The organism is Leucobacter manosquensis (genome assembly GCF_018304845.1).
Lineage (GTDB): Bacteria > Actinomycetota > Actinomycetes > Actinomycetales > Microbacteriaceae > Leucobacter > Leucobacter alluvii.
The window spans coordinates 2,420,604-2,442,210 of sequence record NZ_JAFEVO010000001.1; the positions used below are offsets into that span (position 1 = coordinate 2,420,604).

The 21,607-nt window shown below is 69.5% G+C and carries 20 protein-coding genes; 12 read left to right on the forward strand and 8 right to left on the reverse strand.

Translation table 11 applies throughout. The features are described 5' to 3' along the window. Window positions 1–21: 21 nt before the first annotated feature. From lplAB to JSQ98_RS11315, 5 genes are all read right to left on the reverse strand, one after another. Window positions 22–1,071 (reverse strand): lipoate-protein ligase LplAB, encoded by a 1,050-nt coding sequence (lplAB, locus tag JSQ98_RS11295; protein ID WP_211650517.1) that lies wholly within the window; start codon window positions 1,069–1,071, stop codon window positions 22–24. Window positions 1,072–1,127: 56 nt separating this feature from the next. After that, window positions 1,128–1,994 (reverse strand): alpha/beta fold hydrolase, encoded by an 867-nt coding sequence (locus tag JSQ98_RS11300; RefSeq protein WP_211649767.1) that lies wholly within the window; start codon window positions 1,992–1,994, stop codon window positions 1,128–1,130. A gap of 61 nt (window positions 1,995–2,055) precedes the next feature. After that, entirely contained in the window at window positions 2,056–2,544 is a 489-nt protein-coding gene (locus JSQ98_RS11305; protein ID WP_090146003.1) for an Lrp/AsnC family transcriptional regulator, read from the reverse strand. 50 nt (window positions 2,545–2,594) lie between these two features. Then, on the reverse strand, window positions 2,595–4,235 hold the full coding sequence (locus JSQ98_RS11310; RefSeq protein WP_211649768.1) for an amidohydrolase: 1,641 nt from the start codon (window positions 4,233–4,235) through the stop codon (window positions 2,595–2,597). 93 nt (window positions 4,236–4,328) lie between these two features. Then, complete coding sequence (locus tag JSQ98_RS11315; protein ID WP_211649770.1) at window positions 4,329–5,546, reverse strand: MFS transporter; 1,218 nt, start codon at window positions 5,544–5,546, stop codon at window positions 4,329–4,331. Window positions 5,547–5,695: 149 nt separating this feature from the next. Between JSQ98_RS11315 and JSQ98_RS15110 the strand changes: the two genes are divergently transcribed. Both JSQ98_RS15110 and JSQ98_RS11325 read left to right on the forward strand, forming a co-directional pair. Beyond that, window positions 5,696–6,307, forward strand: coding sequence for a TetR/AcrR family transcriptional regulator C-terminal domain-containing protein (locus JSQ98_RS15110; protein ID WP_211649771.1), 612 nt, complete (start codon window positions 5,696–5,698; stop codon window positions 6,305–6,307). A 145-nt stretch (window positions 6,308–6,452) separates the two neighbouring features. After that, window positions 6,453–6,890: an META domain-containing protein gene (locus JSQ98_RS11325; protein WP_249291163.1), complete on the forward strand. Its 438-nt coding sequence runs from the start codon at window positions 6,453–6,455 to the stop codon at window positions 6,888–6,890. 18 nt (window positions 6,891–6,908) lie between these two features. On the opposite strand, the gene JSQ98_RS11330 is transcribed toward JSQ98_RS11325, so the two are convergent. Both JSQ98_RS11330 and JSQ98_RS11335 read right to left on the reverse strand, forming a co-directional pair. Then, on the reverse strand, window positions 6,909–7,361 hold the full coding sequence (locus JSQ98_RS11330; protein ID WP_211649773.1) for a flavin reductase family protein: 453 nt from the start codon (window positions 7,359–7,361) through the stop codon (window positions 6,909–6,911). A 94-nt stretch (window positions 7,362–7,455) separates the two neighbouring features. After that, complete coding sequence (locus JSQ98_RS11335; RefSeq protein WP_211649774.1) at window positions 7,456–7,977, reverse strand: NADPH-dependent FMN reductase; 522 nt, start codon at window positions 7,975–7,977, stop codon at window positions 7,456–7,458. Between the two features lie 280 nt (window positions 7,978–8,257). On the opposite strand from JSQ98_RS11335, the gene JSQ98_RS11340 reads away from it, so the two are divergent. From JSQ98_RS11340 to JSQ98_RS11380, 9 genes are all read left to right on the forward strand, one after another. Further along, entirely contained in the window at window positions 8,258–9,544 is a 1,287-nt protein-coding gene (locus tag JSQ98_RS11340; protein ID WP_211649775.1) for an LLM class flavin-dependent oxidoreductase, read from the forward strand. Beyond that, window positions 9,541–10,932 (forward strand): NtaA/DmoA family FMN-dependent monooxygenase, encoded by a 1,392-nt coding sequence (locus tag JSQ98_RS11345; protein WP_211649776.1) that lies wholly within the window; start codon window positions 9,541–9,543, stop codon window positions 10,930–10,932. Before JSQ98_RS11340 ends, JSQ98_RS11345 begins: the two co-directional genes overlap by 4 nt. Continuing rightward, window positions 10,929–11,561, forward strand: a complete 633-nt coding sequence (locus tag JSQ98_RS11350) for a GNAT family N-acetyltransferase (protein ID WP_211649777.1) — start codon at window positions 10,929–10,931, stop codon at window positions 11,559–11,561. Before JSQ98_RS11345 ends, JSQ98_RS11350 begins: the two co-directional genes overlap by 4 nt. Further along, window positions 11,558–12,610, forward strand: a complete 1,053-nt coding sequence (locus JSQ98_RS11355; protein ID WP_211649779.1) for an amino acid ABC transporter permease — start codon at window positions 11,558–11,560, stop codon at window positions 12,608–12,610. Before JSQ98_RS11350 ends, JSQ98_RS11355 begins: the two co-directional genes overlap by 4 nt. 9 nt (window positions 12,611–12,619) lie before the next feature. Further along, window positions 12,620–13,402, forward strand: a complete 783-nt coding sequence (locus tag JSQ98_RS11360) for an amino acid ABC transporter ATP-binding protein (protein WP_211649781.1) — start codon at window positions 12,620–12,622, stop codon at window positions 13,400–13,402. A 122-nt stretch (window positions 13,403–13,524) separates the two neighbouring features. Further along, a complete protein-coding gene (locus JSQ98_RS11365) occupies window positions 13,525–14,565 on the forward strand; it encodes an ABC transporter substrate-binding protein (protein ID WP_211649783.1) in 1,041 nt (346 codons plus the stop codon). 74 nt (window positions 14,566–14,639) lie between these two features. Further along, the gene (locus tag JSQ98_RS11370; RefSeq protein ID WP_211649785.1) at window positions 14,640–15,680 is read left to right on the forward strand and encodes a transporter substrate-binding domain-containing protein; all 1,041 of its coding nucleotides are present in this window, start codon (window positions 14,640–14,642) and stop codon (window positions 15,678–15,680) included. Further along, window positions 15,677–17,722, forward strand: a complete 2,046-nt coding sequence (locus JSQ98_RS11375; protein ID WP_211649787.1) for an FAD/NAD(P)-binding protein — start codon at window positions 15,677–15,679, stop codon at window positions 17,720–17,722. The genes JSQ98_RS11370 and JSQ98_RS11375 overlap by 4 nt, the downstream gene beginning before the upstream one ends. Window positions 17,723–17,758: 36 nt before the next feature. Further along, a complete protein-coding gene (locus tag JSQ98_RS11380; protein ID WP_090146032.1) occupies window positions 17,759–18,358 on the forward strand; it encodes a GNAT family N-acetyltransferase in 600 nt (199 codons plus the stop codon). Between the two features lie 4 nt (window positions 18,359–18,362). Here JSQ98_RS11380 and JSQ98_RS11385 read toward each other — a convergent pair whose 3' ends face one another. Then, on the reverse strand, window positions 18,363–18,953 hold the full coding sequence (locus tag JSQ98_RS11385) for a TetR/AcrR family transcriptional regulator C-terminal ligand-binding domain-containing protein (protein WP_090146034.1): 591 nt from the start codon (window positions 18,951–18,953) through the stop codon (window positions 18,363–18,365). A 107-nt stretch (window positions 18,954–19,060) separates the two neighbouring features. Between JSQ98_RS11385 and JSQ98_RS11390 the strand changes: the two genes are divergently transcribed. Next, a complete protein-coding gene (locus tag JSQ98_RS11390) occupies window positions 19,061–21,589 on the forward strand; it encodes an MMPL family transporter (protein ID WP_211649789.1) in 2,529 nt (842 codons plus the stop codon). The last annotated feature ends 18 nt before the right edge of the window (window positions 21,590–21,607 follow it).

Genomic DNA, 21,607 nt, shown 5'->3' on the forward strand with positions numbered 1-21,607 from the left:
CTGCCAGGCACGGGCGGCGCCCTAGGGTACGCGGCGGATCCACTCCTCCGTCAAGAACTTCTTCTCGACCAGCCGCTCGGCGGCATCCCACTCGCCCTCGGTGACCTCGCCATCGGTGCCTCCGTGCCGGCGCTTGAAGACCTCGATCATGCGCTCGATGATCTCTTCGCGCGGCAGACCGGTCTGGCTTCGCAGCGGATCGACGCGCTTCTCAGCGCTCGCGGTTCCCTTGTCGGAGAGCTTCTCGCGACCGATGCGCAGCACCTGCGTCATGGCTTCGGCATCCATGTCGTACGCCATGGTCACGTGGTGCAGCACGGCGCCCGACCCGAGGCGCTTCTGCGCCGCGCCGCCGATCTTGCCCTGGGGGCTCGTGATGTCGTTGAGCGGCTTGTACACCGCGTCGATGCCGAGCGACTTCAGCGCCTCGAGCACCCATTCGTCGAGGTACGCGTACGAGTCGGCGAAGCTCATGCCCCGCACGAGCTCTCCCGGGACGTAGAGCGCGTACGTGATGCAGGCCTCCGGCTCCATGTACATGGCGCCCCCACCCGAGATGCGGCGCACGATCTGCGCGTGGCGCGCCGCGGCCTGCTCCTCGTCGACCTCGTTCCTCACCGACTGGAAGCTGCCGATGAACACGGCGGGGGCGTTCCACTCCCAGATGCGCAGAGTCGGCCCGCGAAGCCCCTCGCCGACGGCTGCGGTGAGCACCTCGTCGAGCGCGGCGTTCAGCACGGGGGCGATGGGCGGTTCGTGCACGATCTGCCAGTCGTAGTCGCGCCAGTGCGCGGCACCGGTGACGGCGCGGCGGATCGCCACCCCGACCGAGTCGGGCGTGAACCCGAGCAGGTGCACCTCGCTCGGGAGCGCCTGATGGATGGCGGTCGAGAACTCCTCGATCGTGCCGTTCGGGTGGTGCCCCTCGATCGCCTCGTTGATGCAGCCGAGCGCATCATCGGGTTCCAGGAAAAAGTCGCCGGAGAGGCGGAAGTCGGTGATGCGATCGTCGACGACCTCGAAATCGACGACGACCAGCTTGCCGCCAGGAACCTTGTACTCGCCGTGCATGCTCATGACTTCAGAGTACGCCCGCGCGGAGCGCAGCGACACTGCGGCTTCGGCGATCAGTCGCTCGCGACGCGCTCCTGGATCCAGGTCGCGATGTCGGCGAACACCTCGTCGCGGTTCGTCTCATTCAAGATTTCGTGCCGGGCGTCGGCGTAGACCTTGACGGTCACGTCGCGCACGCCCTTCGCCCGATAGGCATCGGCGAGCAGGCGGATACCGTCACCGCGACTCAGCGGATCGTGCGATCCGGAGACGATGAGGATCGGCACGTCAGGCGCGAGGCCGGATGCCGGCTTCCCGAACAGGCGAAGGCCGTCGGCGACGCCGAAGAGTCGCAGGATGTCGGCTTCGAAGCACAGGGGATCGTTCGCGAACGCCTCGGAGACCGCGGTGTCGCGGCTGAGCCACTCGAACCCGTTGGCCTCGGGAGAGGCCCACTTCGCGTTGAGATTGCCGCTCTCCATGTGGCGGAAGGTGCGGAACGCCGAGCCCGAGAGCACCACCGCGTCCCACGTGCGCGGGTGCTCGTTCATGATGCGCTGGGCCATGAGCGAACCCCAGGAGTGCGCGAAGGCGACGAGGGGCAGGCCGGGGTGGCGCTCGCGGGCGATCTCGGCCAGTCGGCGCACCGCTGCTTCTGCGGCGAGGAGCCCGCCGACCCCGAGCCGGCCCAGTCGGGAGAGATCGCCCTCGTGCTGGCGGCGTCCCGTCTCGCCGTGCCCGCGGTGGTCGTCGGCGACGACGGTGAACCCGATGTCGGCGAGGAAGCGCGCGAACGCCTCATAGCGCAGCGCGTGCTCCCCGATGCCGTGAGAGATCTGCACGACGCCGACCGGTTCGGCCGCGCGCCACTCGTAGCAGCGGATCTCGACACCGTGTGCGTCGACGAAGTCGAACTCGACGCGCTCTCCCGTGATGCTCATCTGCCCATTCTGCTGTCTCGTCGGTGCCCGCGCCAGGGAGCGCGCTGAACGCGCGTCGGAGTCACGAGCCGTCCCCGACGCCCCACCCGTACGCGAGCTTGTGCGCCTTCAGCACGAAGAAGGACTCGGTCGAGACGACGCCTGGCACCTGCTGCAGGGTGCTGAACATGAGGTCGGTGTAGTGCTCGATGTCGCGGCACACCACCTCGACCATCACGTCGAAACCGCCGCTGGTGAGCACGACGTAGCTGGTCTCGGGGAGTGCTGCGAGCGCCTCGCACACCCCGGGCGCGGTGCCCGCCTCGCACTTGATGCCGATGAGTGCGAGACGGTCGAAACCGATGTTCAGCGGATTGGCGATGCCGACGATCTGGAAGAGCCCGCTGTCCTGCAGGCGCTGCACCCGGTAGCGCACGGACGACGCGGAGACGCCGAGATCCTGGGCGAGGCTGCTGAAGGGCGTACGGCCGTCGACCTGGAGCGCGGCGATGAGCTTGCGATCCAGCTCGTCGAGATCGAGGTGGGCTGCGGCGTGTTCGCGCTCCGTCATTGGGGCCTCCTCGGCTGATCGACGACGGAACCAGTCTATTGATGCGAGGATCAGCCGGCCGTCGCCACCTCGCCGTCGACGACGGTGAGCACCGCCGAAGCTCCGAGCAGCAGTTCGGGGGCCTCGACCAGGGGATTGGCCGCCCAGACGACGAAGTTGGCGCGGTAGCCCGGAACGATGCTGCCGAGCTCGTCGTCGCGTCCGGTCGCGTACGCGGTTCCGACGGTGAAGGCCTCGAGGGCCTGCGGCGGGGTGAAGACGCGCTCGGGCTGGTAGGGCGCGCGATCGCGCTCGAGCACCGACTGCGCGGTGAGCGCGATGAACAGATTGTCGGCCGCCTCGTGCGGAGCGGTCGGCGCGTCGGTGCCGAGGGCGAGTCGCACGCCGGCTTCGCGGAACTTGTGCCAGGGGAACCCGGTGACGGCGCGCTCGTCTCCGAGCACCGCCTGCCAGTTGTCGAGCACGGCGGGGTCGCAGTGCACGGGCTGCATCGAGGCGGTGACTCCCAGTTCGGCCATGCGTGCAATGGTGTCGTCGGCGACGTATTCGAGATGCTCCACCCGCGCGCGGCGGTCTGCGCGAGGGCCGTTGACGCGTTCGGCTTCGGCGACCATGTCGAGCGCGATGGTGCTCGCCTCGTCGCCGATGGCGTGGAGGGCGAACTGCAGGCCGGCCGCGTCTGCCGCGACGGCGACGGGCAGCGCGAATTCGCGCTCCCAGATCGGACCGGGGAGCGCACCGTTCGCGTACGGTGCCCGCATCGCGGCGGTGCAGGCATCGATGACGCCGTCGAGAATGAACTTCACGCCCGCGATGCGCAGCCACTGGTCGCCGTACTTCTCGGCGACCTCGTCGCGGATCCGCGCGACCTCTGCGATCTCGGCGAGGTCGGTGTCGAGATCGCCCGATGCGGTGAGCAGCCAGTGCGCGTTCACGGGGAAGGGCAACCGCCCGTCGCGGTCGAGGAGGCGGCCGTAGGTCGCGAGTTCGGCGTGGCCGAACGACATCTCCGTCGCCCCGGTGACGCCGGTCTCGAGATATGCGGTGAACGCGTTGTCGAGGAAGCGGTCGCGGTCAGCATCGGTCGACATCGTCTCCAGGTAGCTCCAGGCGTACTTGACCGCTGCGGTCTCGAGCAGGAAGCCGGTCGCGTTGCCGTCCGCATCGCGCACGATCTCGCCGCCGACCGGGTCGGGCGTCTCGCGGGTGATGCCCATCGCGTCGAGTGCCGCCGTGTTCACCCAGACGGAATGCAAATCGTTCGCGTCGAGCACGACGGGCACGTCGGCTACGACGGCGTCGAGCATCGCCGCGGTGGGGCGCTCGCCCTCGGCGAAGATGTCGAAGCGCCAGCTCACTCCGGTGAGCTTGATCGCTTCGGGGTCCGCCTCGCGAGCGGCGGCCAAGCGGCGCTGCACTTCGGCCACGGAATCGGCGTCGCGCAATTGGACCTTGCCGAGCGCTTCACCCAGCATGAGCATGTGCGCGTGGCCCTCGGTGATCCCGGGGGTGACGAAGGATCCCGCGAGGTCGATCTCACGGGCGTCGGGGCCGGCTGCGGCGCGCACCGTATCGAGGTCGCCGACGGCGAGGAAGCGGTTGCCGGCGACCGCGAAGCTCTCCAGCGGGGCGCGGTCTGCCGGTCCGGTGAAGACGACGGCGTTGCGGTAGACGGTGGTGGGGGCCGACATGAGGGGGCTCGCTTTCGGTGCTGGTGCTGTTGCTGGTGCTGGTGCTGGTGCTGGGTGCCGAGTCCTGGGTGCTCGGCGGCTGGGGCTGGGTGTTCAGTGGACGGGCTCGGCGGCCCGCGCCGCCGAGCGGGCGAGCGCGCGCTCGGCTCCGGTCGATACGCGAGCGACGAACACCATCGGAAGGATCACCACGAAGCTGACGATACCGGTGATGAGCGTGAACGGGCCGATGCCGAGACCTTCGATGAGCACGCCGCCGATGAGCGGTGCGAAGCTGGAGCCGACGAGGTAGGCCCCGAGCAGCGGCCCCGACCAGCGGCCGCGGGCATCGAGGCCGGCTGCCGTGGCGATGAACAGGGCGAAGGCGAAGGCGTAGATCGAGCTCACCGCGATGATCAGCACGGCGAAGGTGGTGGGGTCGGCCGTGAGACCGGTCCAGATCTTGAGCACCCCGCCGATCGCGAGCGCGATGGTCAGGGGCCAGGCGCGTCCGAAGCGGTTGCCGATCACCGCGGCGATCAGCATGCCGAGGATCCCGCCTGCGGCGGAGAGGCTCAGCGTGAAACCGAGCGACTGCTCGCCGATGGCGAGCGCGTCGCCGAGTACCGGGGCCATCGTCCAGATCGCGTCTTCGCTCGTGCCCCAGATCGGGAAGAGGAAGAGGATCGCGACGCCCGCGAGCGTGATGCGTCGGGGCTCGGCGATCTGCAGGCTCTGCGTCACGTCGACGGGTGCCGCGTGCTCGGGCGCGTTCGGCAGCCACACCGCGAGTGCGAGCCCGACGAGGGAGATCAGTGCGAGCGTGCCGAACACGCTGCCCTGGGTGATGCCGATCAGGGGGATCACCGCGAGGATCACGGTGATGAGTGCTCGGTTGACGAGACCGCTCGTCGCGGAGATGCGATTCGGGTTGCGCAGCGCCGCGATGGCGGCGCCCGATGTCGAGATCGCCGCGCCGACGCCTGCGCCGCCGACGATGAGGCCGGTGACGATGACCGTCGATGACGGCACGAGCGCGGCGGCGCCGAAGGCGACCACGGCGACGATGAGCCCGGTGATGGCGAGCGGGCGGCGGAGTCGGCCGGAGGCGATGCGGCCGGTGCCGAGGCCGACGACGGCGGAGGCGAGCAGCGCCCAGGTGAGGATGTTGCCGGAGGCGACGGGGTCGAAGCCGAGGCTGCCGAGCGCGGTGATGATGAACGGTGCGAGGTTCGCCATCATCAGGCTGGCGAGTGCGATGAGGAAGGTCGCGCTGCCGTTGCGGAGGGTCAGCGGGAGCCGGGGATCGGCGTCGATCTGCGTGCGTGACACGGGAACTCGTTTCTCCGGCTGCGCCGCCGGGTGGATGCGTTAACCGAATTGGTTTCGGTTTAACCGCAACCATGTTCTCCCCGTGTGGGAGGATCTGTCAATACGGACCTGCAGTGCACCGGCATTGCGCGGCGATGGGAGAGGGAGACGTGGCGCGACCGAAGACCGCACGACTCAGCCGGGAGATCATCGGGCGCGCAGCGATCGAGCTCGCCGAATCCGGTCGCGAACTCCAGCTGGTGCCGCTCGCGAAGAGGCTCGGGGTGAGCGTGTCGTCGCTGTATCACCACGTCGACGGTCGCGACGGCGTGATCAGGGCGATGCGCGAAGTGCTCGTGCCCCGGTACCTCGTGGACGTGCCTGAGGGGTCTGGTTGGGAGCAGCGCATTCGCCTCGAGGTGGAGCGCACCTGGCGCATGTACGCCGATCATCCGCGGGTGCTCCAGTACATGGTCACCTCGGTCATCGACGAGCCGGATGTGATGCGCTTCTACAACGCGCTCGCCGACGCGCTCGCCGAAGCGGGCCTCCCAGCGGGCGAGCTGCTCACCACGATCGAGGTGATCGACGCCTTCACCTTCGGAGCGGCGCTCGACACGCTCTCACCCGACTCGATCCTCGATGCCGCGAGCGCCGGTGAGGTGCTCAGCGGGTTGCTCGCGAATCACCCAGCGGGTGCCGAACGCAATCGACGACTGTTCGACCGCGGGCTCGATCTGCTGCTCGCGGGAATCGCCGCGCGCGTCGGGGCGTCGCGCTGACCGGTGCGCTGCCCGAGGCGCCGCGGCGAGCCGCGAGGCCCCGTTCGCCGGCCTTGAGCGAGTCGGGACCGCGACGTACGCTGGAGCCCATCGAGGTGCTCGCACGGGAGTGCCGGAATGCCGAGTGAGGGGAGTCCCCGTGTCGATGCGAAGACGTGCCGCCCGGTGCGCAGGCGGAACCGCGGTGGCAGGGGTGCTGCTGGTCCTCCTCACCGGATGCGTGCCGAGCCTGAACACCCCCGATGCTCCCGACGCTCCTGATGCCCGCGACGATGCAGCTGATTCCGCCCTCGCCTCCGAAGTGCTCGGAACGTGGGCGGGGCAGGCCGAGGGAGATGCCGCTCCGGAGCTGACGTTCGTCGACGACGGCACCTTCTCGGGCACCGACGGCTGCAATCGTCTCGCCGGCCGGTGGGAGGCCGACGATGCGGAGATCGAGTTCGACGACGTCGCGATCACCCAGATGGCATGCAGCGGTTTCACGTCGTGGCTCGACCGTCTCGACACGGCTTCGGTGAGCGGGAACACGCTGACGGTGTTCGACGATCCGGGCGCTGAGATCGGCACCCTGACCAGAAGCTGAGGCGCTAACCCCGCCGCCTCAGGCCTGTCGGGCGAGCTCGTGGTAGGCGCCCCGGTAGAAGAGCAGAGGGTCGCTCTCGACCCCGGTCGAGATCCCGGAGACGGCGACGAGGAAGATCAGGTGATCACCGGCTTCGATCTCCTGCTCGACGGCTCCCGCGACCCAGCCGAGAGCGCCCGCGAGCACCGGCGCGCCATTGATCTCAGACGGGGCCCACTCGACGCCCGCCCATTTGTCGGTCCCCGAGCGCGCGAACTGCCCGCTCAAGTCCCGTTGCTGCGCGCCCAGGACGTTCACGACGAGACTGCCGTGCGCGCGCACCGCAGTGAGGCTCCTCGAGGTTCGCGCGATGGAGAAGGAGATGAGCGGCGGGTCAATGGACACGCTGGTGAATGATTGGCACGTGAAGCCGACCGGGCCCTCGGCGCTCTGGGTCGTGATGACGGTGATGCCGGAGGCGAAGGCGCCCATGGCATCGCGGAACTCACGCTGGCCGAATGGTGCGGCGGGGGAGGTGAGGCGGAGGCGGGCGCGGCGGGGATGAGCGCGGAAGTGGTCGCAGAGCTCATGCGTCGACCTCCGATCGTGCCGGTGCGGAAGGCAGCCACCGGCCCTCCGACTCCAGCCAGGCGTCGAGAATCACGTCGCGGCGATCGAAGTGCGGCGTCGGGAACGCGAGCCCGCGCGTCGGCACACTCGCTCCGAGCTCCACCAGCAGGGGGCGGAGTGTGAATTCGACGGCGAGCGCGTGCTCATCGGAGGCGGTGGTGAAGACCGGGACGGCCGTGACGCCCCGGAGCGCGTTCGCCGGGTAGCGGTCGAGGAATGCCTTCAGGAGCCCCGTGTAGCTGGCCTTGTAGGTCGGTGTGGCGATGATCGCGTAGTCGGAGGCGCGCAGCTGGGCGCTGATGGCGTCGACGCGCGCTGCTGGCCAGGCGAAGAGGTCGGTCGCGTGTTCGATCAGATCGACGGTGGGCAGGGTGTCGGCGCCGGTGCGGGCGGCGATGCGTGATGCGAGGGCTTCGGCGAGTTGCCGGGTGCGCGAGTGCGGCTTCGGGTTGCCGACGATGACGGAGAGGGTGGACACATCGTTCCCTTCGGGAGGGCAGCGGCGCGCGAACGGCCTGTGCCGAGGCGCGGCTGCGCGGCGGAGCGGGCGGGGCCGCGCGGCACCACCGCTGCTATGGGCGGGCGGTCGTGATCCGCGGTGAGATGTCGCGGAGTCGCCTCGGGATCTCATCCCGGGAGCTGCTGCTCAGTGTAGGTCGGTCTTCACGTCGCTCGGCGAGTGCAGCGCAACAGTGCGTAATGGTCATCGTTCGTCATGTTCCTTCCCCGATCGCGATTTCGCGCCATAAGCTCACCGCATGTCTTCCATAACCGAACCCAATCAAACTGGGGCACCCTTCACCGTCGGCATCGCGCTCGACGGCGCCGGTTGGCACCCCGCCGCCTGGCGCGACGGCAGGGCGCGATCCGACGAGCTCTTCTCCGCCGCCTACTGGGAGCAGCTGGTCGGCATCGCCGAAGCCGCCGGAGCCGACTACGTCACGTTCGCAGACGAGCTGCGGGTGCAGCCGGCGACCGGATCCCCGGCGCACGTCGATCCCACCGTCGTCCAGGGGCGTCTCGACGCGCTGCTCACGGCGAGCTGGATCGCAGCGCGCACGCACCGGATCGGGCTCATCCCGACGGTGACCACGACGCACACCGAACCGTTCCACGTTGCGACTGCGCTGCAAACGCTCGACCACATCTCGGCGGGCCGCGCCGGGTGGCAACTGCGCATCTCAGCCGACCCGGAATCGGCTGCAGCCTTCGGACGCAGGCCAGCGCCCCGCGTCGACACCGCAGCGGTCCTCGCCGGAGAGCGGGACGCCGGGCTGGCAGAGCTCGTGTCCGGTGCGGCCGATGCCGCGGAGGTCGCGCGGCGGCTCTGGGACAGCTGGGAGGCCGACGCGGTCATCCGCGACGCATCGACGGGCCGGTACCTGGACCGCGACCGCGTGCACCGCATCAACTTCGTCGGCGAGGAGTTCTCGGTCGTCGGCCCTTCGATCGTGCCGCGCTCGCCGCAGGGTCAGATCGTGGTCACGCTGCTGGCGCACGCCACGCCGGTGTACGAGCTCGCAGCGCGGGCGGCCGATGTCGTATTCGTCACACCCGAGCACGACGCACGCCCGGCGGGCGCATCGTCCGGCACAGACGTCGCCGAGATCGTCGCCGAGGTGCGCGCGGCCGAAGCGGCGGTCGATCGTGCGACGCTCGGGTTGCCGCCGTTGCGCGTCGTCGCAGACCTCGTCGTGGCGCTCGACACCCCTGCTGAACCGGGCGCGCATCGCATCGCACGTCTCGACGATCTCGCCGGAGCCCCGTTCAAAAGCGACGCGCGCATCGAGAGCGGCCCCCCGACGCACATCGCCGAGACCATCGCCCGATGGCGCGCCGCAGGCATCGACGGAGTGCGCCTCCGACCCGCAGCACTGCCGCTCGACCTGCAGCTCATCGCCGCAGAACTGCTGCCGCTCCTGCGGGCGCGGGGACTCGCGAGCCCGGAGACGCAGGAGACGGTCTCCCTCCGCGAGCGATTCGGGCTCGCCCCCGCCCCGAACCGATACGAACGAGAGCGCACCGCACAGGAGGTCGCAGCATGAGCGCACGACAGGCACGACTCGTCGCCCATTTTCCCGGCGTCAACAGCACGACGGTGTGGAGCGACCCCGCCTCCGGCAGCCAGATCGACTTCGCCTCGTTCCAGCATTTCGCGCAGACGGCGGAGCGCGGGCTGTTCGACTACGTCTTCCTGGCCGAAGGGCTCCGCCTGCGCGAGCACGGCGGCGAGATCCACGATCTCGATGTCGCCGGCAGACCCGCGACCCTCGCGATCCTGGCCGCGATGGCATCGGTGACGCGGAGCATCGGGGTCGTCGGCACCCTCTCCAGCACGTTCAACGAGCCCTATGAGCTCGCGCGGCAGCTCGCCACCATCGACCATCTCTCCGGCGGCAGGGTCGGATGGAACGTCGTCACCTCGTCCGACGCCTTCCACGGGGCGAACTTCCGCCGCGGCGGGTATCTCCCGTACGACGAGCGCTACACCCGAGCTGAGGAGTTCGTCGCACTCGCCAAGCGCCTGTGGGAGTCGTGGGAGCCGGGCGCCGTGCTCGCCGACCGAGCGGCGGGGCGCTTCGTCGACCCGCACCGCGTGCACGAGGTCGCCCACCGCGGCCGGCAGTTCGACGTCTCCGCGACGAGCACCGTGCCGCGGAGCCCGCAGGGCTTCCCCGTGATCGTGCAGGCCGGAGACTCCCCGGCCGGCCGTGACTTCGCGGCGGCCAACGCCGAGATCATCTTCTCCCGGCACACCGGGTTCGACGAGGGTCAGGCGTTCTACCGCGATGTGAAGGGTCGACTGCCGGCGTCGGGGCGCACGGAGGACTCGCTGCTGATTCTGCCCGCGGCGACGTTCGCGATCGGCGACAGCGATGCCGACGCTCGGGAGGTCTCTCGGGAGATCGGCTTCGCGCAGACGTCTCCTCAGACCGCGGTCGCCTGGATCGAGGCGATCTGGGGTCGAGAGCTCCCCGGGCTCGACCCAGACGGACCGCTTCCGTCGGTCGAACCCGCGGAGGGCGATCAGCGCCTCGGTCAGGTCTCCACGAGAGTCGAGGATCGCGTCGCCCGCGCCGCGGCCCTGCGGGATCGGGCGGCGACCGAGGGGCTGACGCTCCGACAGCTGGTCGCCGCCGAGACAGCGTCTCATACCTTCGTCGGTTCGCCCGAGACGATCGCGGCGGAGATCGACCGCTACGTGCAGGGGCGCGCATCCGACGGGTTCGTGCTCGTGCCGCACCTGACTCCGGGCGGCCTCGACCCGTTCGTCGACCGAGTCGTGCCCGTGCTGCAGGAGCGCGGCGTGCTCCGCGACCGGTACGAGACCGACGCCGAGACCGGTGCGCCCGTCACCCTGCGGCGCACGCTCGGATTGCCACAGCCTCCCGCGGCGGCGGCACCGGTGCGCCGGGACGAGGTCGCGGCATGACCGCGGCTCCTCCGTCGCTCGCGACCTCGGCGGCTGGGGGCGCGACGGCGGATCGCGAGGCATTCGAAGTGCGCATCGTGCACCCGTCGGATCCGCTCGCCCAGCCGCTGCTCGCCGACCTGGAGCGCGAGTACGACGCGCGGTACGGCGTCGAGGTGTTCGGCGAGCCTGCGGCGGTCGAGATGAATCGGTACCCGCTCGACGCCTTCGCGGCCCCGAACGGTGCGTTCATCGTGCTGCTGCTCGATGGCGAGCCCGTCTCCGGCGGTGCGTGCATGCGATACGACGAGCGCACGGCGGAGTTCAAGCGCGTGTGGACCCGTACGGACCTCCGCGGGCGCGGGCTCGCGCGGCGCGTGCTGAGCGCGCTCGAGCAGGAGGCGGGTCGCCTCGGCTATCAGCGGGTCACGCTCACGACGGGGCCGCGCCAGCCCGAGGCGGTCGCGCTCTACCTCAGGGCCGGGTACACACCGCTCTTCGACCAGGCGCTCGACGCAGCGACGATCGACATCCACGCATTCGAGAAGACGCTTCCGCCGATCGTCGGCCGAGCGGCGCCCGTGGCGCAGGGCATCACCGGGATCGCACCGGCACCACTCACTCCCACCGCGCAGAAGGACCCATCATGACCGCAACACTCGAGACCCCGACGACCGAGGCGGCGGACCGCGCTGCGCAGCCGCACCAGCTCGACGTCGTACCGCTGCGCCACTGGTGGCGCTGGGCGTTCAGCGCTGTCGCCGTGTTCCTGCTCGCGCAGCTCATCTGGACGTTCTTCTCCAACCCCCAATGGCGGTGGAGCGTCTTCGCCGAGTACTTCTTCAACGACGCCGTGCTGCGCGGCCTCTGGCTCACCCTCTGGCTCACCGCCGTCTCCGCCGTCGTCGGCTTCGCGCTCGGCGGGATCCTCGCCCTCGGCAGGCTCTCGGGATCTGCGCTGCTGAGCTCGTTCGCCTGGGGGTTCATCTGGTTCTTCCGCTCGGTTCCGCTGGTCGTGCAACTGGTCATCTGGTACAACCTCGGGTACCTGTTCCCGACGCTCGGCATCGGCTGGCCGTTCACATACGACTTCTTCGTCGTCGAGTTCGACACCGTGCGGCTGCTGTCGGGATCAGTCGCGGCGATCCTCGGTCTCTCGCTGCACCAGGCGGCCTACTCGGCGGAGATCATCCGCGGCGGGCTCCTCTCCGTCGATCAGGGCCAGCTCGAAGCGGCACGCGCGCTCGGCATCCCGCGTGCTCGTCGTTTCTTCCGCATCGTGCTGCCCCAGGCGGCGCGAGCGATCCTCCCGAACGCCTTCAACGAGGTGATCGGCCTGCTCAAGGGAACATCGGTCGTCTTCGTCGTCGCCCTGCCAGAACTCTTCTACACGGTCCAAGTCATCTACAACCGCAACCAGCAGGTGGTGCCGCTGCTGCTCGTCGCCGCGGTCTGGTACACGATCTTCACCACGGTGCTCAGCATTGTGCAGTACTACATCGAGCGTCGGTTCTCCCGAGGCACCGCCCGAGAACTGCCCCCGACCCCGCTGCAGCGCCTGCGCCGCACGATCACGGCGCTCTCGGGCGGCCGATCCCACGGCCCTCGCGAGCGCGCCGCTCGAAACGGTCGGACCATCGCGACGACCGGCCCCGTGTCCACCCACTCCGTCGCGGCGATCACCGCGCACGCCCAGTAGGAGCATCGCATGACTCTCACCACCGAAGCCTCGTCGGCGGCCCCTTCCGAACGGAGCGGCCTCGTCGAGATCAGCGGCGTCCACAAGTCGTATGGAGCCAATGAGGTGCTGCACGACATCTCCCTCCGCGTCGAACCCGGGCAGGTGGTGAGCCTGCTCGGTCCCTCCGGCTCGGGCAAATCGACGCTGCTGCGAGCGATCAACCACCTCGAGACGATCGACGGGGGCGCCATCACCATCGACGGCGAGTACATCGGGTACGAGCGGCGCGGCGGCAAGCTGCACGAGCTCCACGAGAAATACGTGCTCGAGCGCCGCACCCGCGTCGGCATGGTGTTCCAGAACTTCAACCTCTTTCCGCACCTCACCGCGCTCGAGAACATCATCGAAGCCCCCATCGGTCTGAAGCGGGCCGGGCGGCGTGAGGCGATCGCGCAGGCCGAGGTGCTGCTCCAGCGCGTGGGGCTCGCGGATCACGCCGATCACTATCCTCGCCAGCTCTCGGGCGGCCAGCAGCAGCGCGTGGCGATCGCCCGTGCGCTGGCGCTCGAGCCCGACGTGCTGCTGTTCGACGAGCCCACCAGCGCGCTCGACCCGGAACTGGTGGCCGAGGTGCTCCGTGTGATCCGGGACCTCGCCCACAGCGGCACCACACTCATCATCGTCACCCACGAGATCGGATTCGCCGCAGAGGTCTCCGACCATGTCGTATTCCTCGACGCGGGTCGCATCATCGAGGCGGGCAGTCCGCAGCAGGTGCTGCGGGCACCCGAGCAGGCGCGCACGCAGTAGTTCCTCGACTGGGTCATCTGACTCGAGCCCGCTCACAACGACCCGGCCGCCGCGACGCCGTCGCCGCTCATCCGCTCATCCGCTCTGCATCCACCGCATCACCATCACGAAGGACGTCACCCATGCCCACGATCCCCACACCTTCCGCTCCCGCGTCGCGCCTCCGCTCCCGCGTCGCGCTCGTCTCGCTCGCCGTGCTCGCGCTCGCCGGCCTCACCTCCTGCGGTGCGGTCGTGACGGAGGAGGAGCAGGCGAACGCCGCTCCCGGCAGCGCGGCAGATGCAGCGCCCGCCGGCGACTCCCCATTCGACCTGACCAGCGCGAGCGTCGACGAGCGCCTGCGCATCGATCCCGTGCCAGCGGCGGTTGCCGCACTGGAGGCGAGCGGGTTCGATCCGATCCAGGAGGGCAAGCTGACCGTCGCTCATTCCGCGTACGAGGCACCACTCGGATTCCTGGCCGAGGACGACAACGCGACCCTCCTCGGCATCGAGCCCGACATCGCGAACCTCGTCGCCGACGGGCTCGGGCTCGAGTACGCGCCCGAGAACGTCGCGTGGGCGGACTGGCCGCTCGGCGTCGAGTCGGGCAAGTACGACGTCGTCGTCTCGAACGTGACCGTCACCGAAGAGCGGAAAGACCTGTTCGACTTCGCGACGCACCGCAACGACGTGCTCGCGTTCTCCGTCGCCGCCGACAGCGAGATCGAGGAGATCGCCGAGGCGAAGGATGTCGCCGGACTCACCGTCGTGGTCGGCAGCGGGACGAACCAGGAGAAGATTCTGCTCGACTGGTTCGCGGAGAACGAGCGGAACGGACTCGAACCGGGCGAAGCCGTGTACTACGACGACAACGCCGCAGGCCAGCTGGCGCTCGTATCCGGTCGGGTCGACGCCATTTTCGGGCCGAATCCGACCGCGTCCTACGTCGCCGCGGTGAGCGGTGAGTCGAAGGTCGTCGGCACGCTCAACGGAGGGTTTCCCGAGAACGCTCAGATCGGCGTGACCACGGCTCGCGACAACGGGCTCATCGAACCCGTCTCGATCGTGCTGAACGCGATCATCGAGGACGGCACGTACGCGAAAGCCCTCGAACGCTGGGACCTCTCGGACGAGGCCGTCGCCGAGTCTCTCGTCAACCCTCCCGGCCTGCCGCGCCCGTGACCGAGCGACGCTCCCGTTTCCGCACCCAGCACTCGGTGCCGCGATCCCGCCGCGCCGCATCCGATGGAGATCACATGACCGCCAGTCGCCACCGTTCCCCGCAGCACCACCGTTCCCTCCGGCGCGCTGCAGCCCTGCTCGCCGCGCTCGCAGCGACCGCCTGCGCCCTCACCGCATGCTCGGCGCTCGTGACCGACGATGAGCAGCGCAGGGGCACGAGCACCGAATCGACCGCACCTGCTTCCGAAGCCGCCTTCGATCTCACCACCTCGAACCTCGACACCCGCCCGCACACGGACCCTGTTCCGCAGGCCGTCGAGGCCCTCGCCGCCAGCGGCTTCGAGCCGGTGCAGGCGGGGAAGCTCACCGTCGCGATTCTCGGCGCGGGATCCCCGCCCACCTCCTTCTTCGCAGAGGACGACGCGCAGACCATCATCGGCAGCGATCCCGATTTCGGATCCCTGCTCGCCGAGGGGCTCGATCTCGCATACGCGCCCGAGAACGTCGCGTGGGCCGATTGGCCGCTCGGCGTCGAATCGGGCAAGTACGACCTCGCCCTCATCAACATCGGCGTGACCGAGGAGCGGAAGGAGCTCTTCGACTTCGCCACCTATCGCGACGCCGTCATGGCGTTCACCGTGGCGGGGGACTCCGAGGTGACCGAGATCGCGGAGCCGGCCGACGTCTCCGGGATCAAGGTGATCGTGGGCAGTGGGACGAACCAGGAGCAGTACCTGCTCGACTGGTTCGCCCAGAACGAGGAGGCGGGCATCGACCCCGGCGAAGCCGTCTACTACGACGACTCGGCAGCGGGGCTGCTCGCGCTCACCTCGGGCCGCGCCGACGCGAGCATCGAGCCCTACGCGCTGGCCGCCTTCCGGGAGCAGACGCTCGGAGACACGCGCATCGTCGGCGCGTTCAACAGTGCCTATCCCGTCGACGGGCAGATCGGCGCTGTGACCGCGAAGGGCAGCGGGCTCGTCGAACCGGTGCAGCTCGTCTTCGCGTCCCTCATCGAGAACGGGCAGTACGACGCGGTGCTCGAGCGCTGGGGGCAGGAGGACGAGGCGATCGCCGAGTCGCTCATCAATCCGCCCGGGCTGCCGAAGCCGTGAGCGACGGGTGGGAGACCGGCGGAGCGGATCCGGTCGTCGTCGTATGCGTGGGGGCCGGCCCCGCGGCGATCATGCTGCTCGAGCGCCTCGTCGCGAACCACGAGCGGGATCGCCCCGGGCTGCCGATCGAGCTGCACCTCGTCGATCCGCACCACCCGGGCGGCGGCCGCATCTGGCGGCGCGATCAGTCGCCGCTGCTCAAACTCAACTCCATGCTCGAAGACGTCGCCTGCTTCACCGACCCCTCCTGCACCCTCGACGGGCCGGTCACCCCCGGGCTCTCGCTCGCCGAATGGGTGCGGAGCGTGCGCACAGGCGAGATCCCGATGCCCGAATGGGCCGACGAGGCCATCGAACGGGAGATCCGTGAGATCGAGGCGCGCGACTTCCCCACTCGACGGCTGAACAGCGCCTACCTCGGATGGGTGTACGAGGAGACGCTGCGTCGCGCGTCCGACCGCTTCACGGTCGAATGGCATCGAGACATCGCTGTCGCGGTCGAGGATCACCAGGACTCCGAGTCGTACCGGTCATCCGTGCACCTCGCATCCGGCGCAGCACTCGACGCCGACATCCTGGTCTACGCACTCGGGCACAACGGCACCGAGCCCTCCTCGGAGTCGAAGCGCCTCGCCGGTTTCGCCCGGCGGAACGGGCTCGAGTACGTGGCGCCCGCGTTCACCGCCGACCTCTCCCTCGACCACCTCCGAGCGGGTACCGATGTGATCGTTCGGGGCATGGGGCTCGCCGCCATCGACCTGATCGTCATGCTCACGAGCGGACGCGGCGGCCGATTCTTCGAGAACGCTCGCGGCGCATTGCAGTACGCCCCGAGCGGCCGCGAGCCGGTGCTGCATCTCGGCTCGCGCCGCGGTGTGCCCTATCGGTCGAAGATCACGAGCCGCATGGTCGGCGATGCCACCGTGCTCGAGTACGTCGGGGCCGAGTTTCGCGCTGCCGTCGAGCACCGCGACGAGCCGCTCGACTTCGAGCGCGACGTCTGGCCGCTCGTCGCCAACGAGTTAATCACCGGGTACTACCGAGAGCTATTCACCGGCCACGCCGAGCGCGTCGTCGGCGACTGGGCGGCGTTCTGGCCGCTCCTGCGCGCGGCACTCGCCCGCGACGGCGGCTACGCCTCAGCAGAACTCGCCGAACTCATCGCGACGCATGTGCCCGACTGCGATGATCGCTTCGATCTCGAAGCCTTCGAGCGTCCGCTCGCCTTCGCCCCAGCGGGCCGCGAGCCGCAGCCGCCCGGTCGTCCCGATGAGCGCACGCCGAGCGGCGACGTGCACCACCGCGTCGTCGAGCACGTCAGCACCGATCTGCGACACCGCACCGCTCAGCGCCACAGCGCCACCCAGGCCCTCTTCATGACCGGCCTGCACGTCTACATCTCGCTCGCCGAGATTCCCCCCGAGCGGTGGAACGCTCGAAGTCGCACACAGCTGCTCCCGCGCCGCTGGCATGCCACATTCAGCTATCTCGCCTCCGGGCCTCCGGGCCACCGGCTCGCAGAGCTCCTCGCCCTCGCCGACGCCGGGGTCGTGCGCTTTCTCGGGGGCGAGCTGCAGGTGAGCGCCGATGAAGACGGCGGGGCGTTCACGGCGACCGGCACCGCCGTGGTGAGCGAGGCCGCGGTAGCGAGTGCGAGCATCACCGCGAGCACCCTGATCGACGCCTGGCTGCCCGAAGCTCGAGCGTCGCGCAGCGACAACCCCCTGCTGCGGCAGCTGGTGGCGTCTGAGCGCGTCTCCGAGCTCACCGTGGCCGACGCCGACGCCGACGCCGACGGCGCATCGACCACGGGGCAGATCGAGACCGGACCAGGCGGACGCATCCCCGGCCGAACCAGACAGTTCGGGCTGGGTCCGTTCGTCGCCGGACCGACCGGGGGAGCGTTCACCCGGCCAGGGCTCGACTCGCTGCCGTTCCGCATCCACGACCGGGTGGCGCGCGCGATCCTCGCCGAAGTCGCCGAAGTCGCCGAGCAGCGCGCCGTGTCGCACGACGTCCGGTTCGCAGCGACGCACCGCTGATTGCCGAGAGGCACCAGCCGGTGCAGAATGACGCATATGGCACTCGATCACCCGGGCACGCTCAGCGGCTCTCTCGTCACGCTCGACCCTCTCTCGCTCGACCACCTGGAGGGACTCGCCGCGGCGAGCTCCGACGGTGAGCTGTGGAAGCTCTGGTACACCACGATCCCGGCACCCGACGAGATGGAGACCGAGATCCGGCGCCGCCTGAGGCTGCAGGACGCGGGTTCGATGCTCCCGTTCACCGCACGTCGCACGGACACGGGCGCGATCATCGGTATGACGACCTTCATGAACATCGATGCGCTCACGCCGCGCGTCGAGATCGGGTCGACCTGGAACGCCGCAAGTGCGCAGGGAACCGGCACCAATCCCGAATCGAAGCTGCTGATGCTGCAGCACGCATTCGAGGTGTGGGGGTGCAGCGCCGTCGAGTTCCGCACCGACCACAACAATCACCAATCGCGCGCAGCGATCGCCCGGCTCGGCGCGAAGCAGGACGGCATCCTGCGCGCCCACCTCCGGCCGGCCGCCGGGTATCAGCGCGACACGGTCGTGTTCTCGATCACCGAGCCAGAGTGGGCCGGCGTGCGGCTCGGGCTCGAGCATCGTCTCGCGAAGCGCCTGGCGGCGTAGCGGTTCAGGGGCTCGGCGGGCCCACGGCGACCGTGACGAGAGCCGCGATCGCGTCATCGTCGAGCGGGGTGCGGCTCAGCGCGCGGAGCAGGAGAGCCCCGACGAGCGCCTCGGAGATGTCGTCGACCGGAGCGCCAGGCGGCAGGTGCGGTTCGCTTCCGAGCGCCGCCGTGAGCCGCGTCGAGACGGCGCCCGACCCCGATCCGGCGATCACGTCGCGCAGACGCTGACCGACATCGGCGTTGTCGGTCGCCGCGGCGATCAGCGAGCGCGCCAGGCTCTCACCCTGCGGGCTGAGCAGTACATCGCCGACGGCGCGCAGCCACGCCGTCAGATCCCGGCGCACATCGCCTGTGTCGGGAACCTCGAGCCGTTCTGCGAGGATCATGCCCTCGAGCAGGGCCTCGGCGATGATCGCGCTCTTCGACTTCCACCACCGGTAGATCGTCTGCTTGCCGACGCCCGCGCGGGAGGCGATGCCCTCGATGGCGAGGTGGTCGTAGCCGCGTTCCGCGAGCATCTCGACGGCTGCCTGCAGAATCGCCTGGCGCGCGGCCTCGCTGCGCACCGGGCCGCTGCGGGATGACGCTGCCACGTGACCTCCATTCAGTAAAGACGAGACGGTCCGTGTTATCTTAGCCCCTGCTGGTCGACGACGATGGCGGCCCGCCTGATGCGGCCGCCGCGAACTGGGGAGATTGCATGGCCGAGTTGCTGCACCGACTGGGAACCTTCGCCGCGAAACGCGCGTGGACGGTGATTCTCGCGTGGATCGTCATCCTCGGCATCGCCGTCGGCGGGTTCCTCATCGGGTTCAAGGGCCTGAGCTCCAGCTTCGACGTTCCCGGAACCGCCTCCGGCGAGGTGCTCGAGGAGCTCGAAGCATCACTCCCCGACTTCAGCGGCGCCTCGGGAACGGTCGTGTTCCACTCCGAGGACGGGGCGCCGCTCACCGACGCTCAGCGATCCGACATCTCGGAGCTGGCCGAGGCAGCGAAAGACCTGCCCGACGTGGCAGACGTCATCGACCCGTTCGAAGCCCAGCAGCAACTCGAAGAGCAGCAGCAGCAGATTGTCGACGGACGCCAGCAGATCGCAGACGGGCGAGCGCAAGCCGAAGCCGGTCAGCAGCAGCTCGACGCCGCCCGCGCGCAGATCGCCGAGGGGCAGGCGCAACTCGACGCGGCCGGCGCCCAGCTGGCAGCGATCGAGATGCCAGAAGAAGCGCGAGCGCCCCAGCTCGCACAGCTCGAAGCGCAGCAGCAGCAGCTCGACGCCGGGAACGCCGAGCTCGACGCGCAGCAGGAGCAGCTCGACGCCGGCATCGCCGAACTCGACGAGAACCAGGCGAAGCTCGAACAGGGCGCGGAGCTCGCCTCCTACGCCGAGAAGATCGGCGTCGTATCGGCTGATGAGGCGACCGCGCTCGTGAACGTCTCCTTCACGGAGCCCCGGCTCGACCTCTCGCAGGAGACGAAGGACGCCGTGGTCGAGCATTTCGAAGGCACGCCCGTCGACGGGGTGCAGGTCGCGATCTCCACCGACATCTCGCAGGGCGTGCCCGAGATCCTCGGCGTCGGCGAGGCGGTCGGCGTCGTCATCGCGGCCATCGTGCTCATCGTCGTGCTCGGCTCGATCCTCGCCGCCGCCTTCCCCATCGTCACCGCACTCGTCGGCGTCGGCATCGGAGCCATGGCGACGCTCGCGTTCTCCGGCGTGACGCAGATGGCCTCGGTCACCCCGATCCTCGGAGTGATGCTCGGCCTCGCCGTCGGCATCGACTACTCCCTCTTCATCCTGTACCGGCACCGCAAGCAGATGCTGCAGGGCGCCGGCGTCGTCGAATCGATCGGGCTCGCCAACGGCACCGCGGGCAACGCGGTCGTGTTCGCAGGCACCACCGTGATCGTCGCCCTGCTCGCGCTGAACATCACGGGCATCCCATTCCTCGGCCTCATGGGCACGGCAGGCGCCGTCAGCGTCGCCGTCGCAGTGCTCATCGCGATCTCCCTCACCCCGGCGCTGCTCGGTCTCGCCGGCACGCGCCTGCTGAGCAAGAAGGCCCGTGCGCGGGCTTCGATCGCAGCGGCCGGCGAACCGGGCACCGCCCCCGATGTGAATCGCGGCGTGAAGCCCATGACGAACCTGCGCGCCGTCGTCACGGCGGTCGTCGCCACGGTCGTGCTGCTCGTCATCGCGATCCCGTCGATGTCGATGCGTCTCGGTCTACCCGACGGCGGGTCGGAGGCCGAAGGCTCGACCGCGTACGAGGCGTACACGTTGACCGACGAGGCGTTCGGCGAGGGCGCGAACGGGCCGCTGCTCATCACCGCAGATCTGCCCGAGGGGCTCGACGACGACGGAGTGCTCGACGCGCAGCTCGCCGTCGCACGCGAGCTCGCCTCCATGGACGACATCGATGCGATCGCTCCGGTTGCCGTCTCGGACGACCATCGCCTCACCGCCTTCCAGGTCGTGCCGGCCGAGGGGCCGAACAGTCTGTCAACCGAGACCCTCGTGCGCGACCTGCGCGAACTCCCGCCCGTCGACGGCGAGATCGCGCTCGGGGTGGCCGGCCAGGCCGCCATCAACATCGACATCTCGGAAGGGCTGCAGGAGGTGCTGCCGCTGTACCTCGTCGTCGTCGTCGGCCTCTCCTTCCTCATCATGGTGATGGTGTTCCGCTCCCTCGTCGTGCCACTCATCGCGACCGGCGGCTTCGTGCTGTCGCTCTTCGCGACCTACGGGGCCGTCACCGCGGTGTTCCAGTGGGGCTGGCTCGGCGAGTGGCTCGGGGTGCACAACCCCGGCCCGATCCTCAGCTTCCTGCCCGTGATTCTCGTCGGCATCCTGTTCGGGCTCGCGATGGACTACCAGCTCTTCCTCGCGACCGGCATGCGCGAGGCCTACGCCCACGGGGCGCCCGCGAAGCTCGCCGTCGCGCAGGGATTCCGGGCCGGTCGCACTGTCGTCATCGCGGCAGCCATCATCATGGTGGCCGTATTCGGCGGGTTCATCGCATCGGATTCGGTGATGATCAAGTCGATGGGCTTCGGCCTGGCGCTCGGCGTGCTGCTCGACGCGATCGTCGTGCGCATGCTGCTCGTGCCCGCGCTGATGCATCTCGTCGGGCGCGGCGCCTGGTGGCTGCCGAAGTGGCTCGACCGCATCATCCCGAACGTCGACGTCGAGGGGTCGGCGCTGGAGCGCCGCCACCCCGTGCACCACTAGCGGCGCGGCGCTGCCGCG

Bases quoted from the DNA above. Each gene is read 5' to 3' on its own strand.
- lplAB (WP_211650517.1), bottom strand. From the start codon at position 1,071: ATGCACGGCGAGTACAAGGTTCCTGGCGGCAAGCTGGTCGTCGTCGAT.
- JSQ98_RS11300 (WP_211649767.1), bottom strand. From the start codon at position 1,994: ATGAGCATCACGGGAGAGCGCGTCGAGTTCGACTTCGTCGACGCACAC.
- JSQ98_RS11305 (WP_090146003.1), bottom strand. From the start codon at position 2,544: ATGACGGAGCGCGAACACGCCGCAGCCCACCTCGATCTCGACGAGCTG.
- JSQ98_RS11310 (WP_211649768.1), bottom strand. From the start codon at position 4,235: ATGTCGGCCCCCACCACCGTCTACCGCAACGCCGTCGTCTTCACCGGA.
- JSQ98_RS11325 (WP_249291163.1), top strand. From the start codon at position 6,453: ATGCGAAGACGTGCCGCCCGGTGCGCAGGCGGAACCGCGGTGGCAGGG.
- JSQ98_RS11330 (WP_211649773.1), bottom strand. From the start codon at position 7,361: ATGGGCGCCTTCGCCTCCGGCATCACCGTCATCACGACCCAGAGCGCC.
- JSQ98_RS11340 (WP_211649775.1), top strand. From the start codon at position 8,258: ATGTCTTCCATAACCGAACCCAATCAAACTGGGGCACCCTTCACCGTC.
- JSQ98_RS11345 (WP_211649776.1), top strand. From the start codon at position 9,541: ATGAGCGCACGACAGGCACGACTCGTCGCCCATTTTCCCGGCGTCAAC.
- JSQ98_RS11350 (WP_211649777.1), top strand. From the start codon at position 10,929: ATGACCGCGGCTCCTCCGTCGCTCGCGACCTCGGCGGCTGGGGGCGCG.
- JSQ98_RS11355 (WP_211649779.1), top strand. From the start codon at position 11,558: ATGACCGCAACACTCGAGACCCCGACGACCGAGGCGGCGGACCGCGCT.
- JSQ98_RS11360 (WP_211649781.1), top strand. From the start codon at position 12,620: ATGACTCTCACCACCGAAGCCTCGTCGGCGGCCCCTTCCGAACGGAGC.
- JSQ98_RS11365 (WP_211649783.1), top strand. From the start codon at position 13,525: ATGCCCACGATCCCCACACCTTCCGCTCCCGCGTCGCGCCTCCGCTCC.
- JSQ98_RS11370 (WP_211649785.1), top strand. From the start codon at position 14,640: ATGACCGCCAGTCGCCACCGTTCCCCGCAGCACCACCGTTCCCTCCGG.
- JSQ98_RS11380 (WP_090146032.1), top strand. From the start codon at position 17,759: ATGGCACTCGATCACCCGGGCACGCTCAGCGGCTCTCTCGTCACGCTC.
- JSQ98_RS11390 (WP_211649789.1), top strand. From the start codon at position 19,061: ATGGCCGAGTTGCTGCACCGACTGGGAACCTTCGCCGCGAAACGCGCG.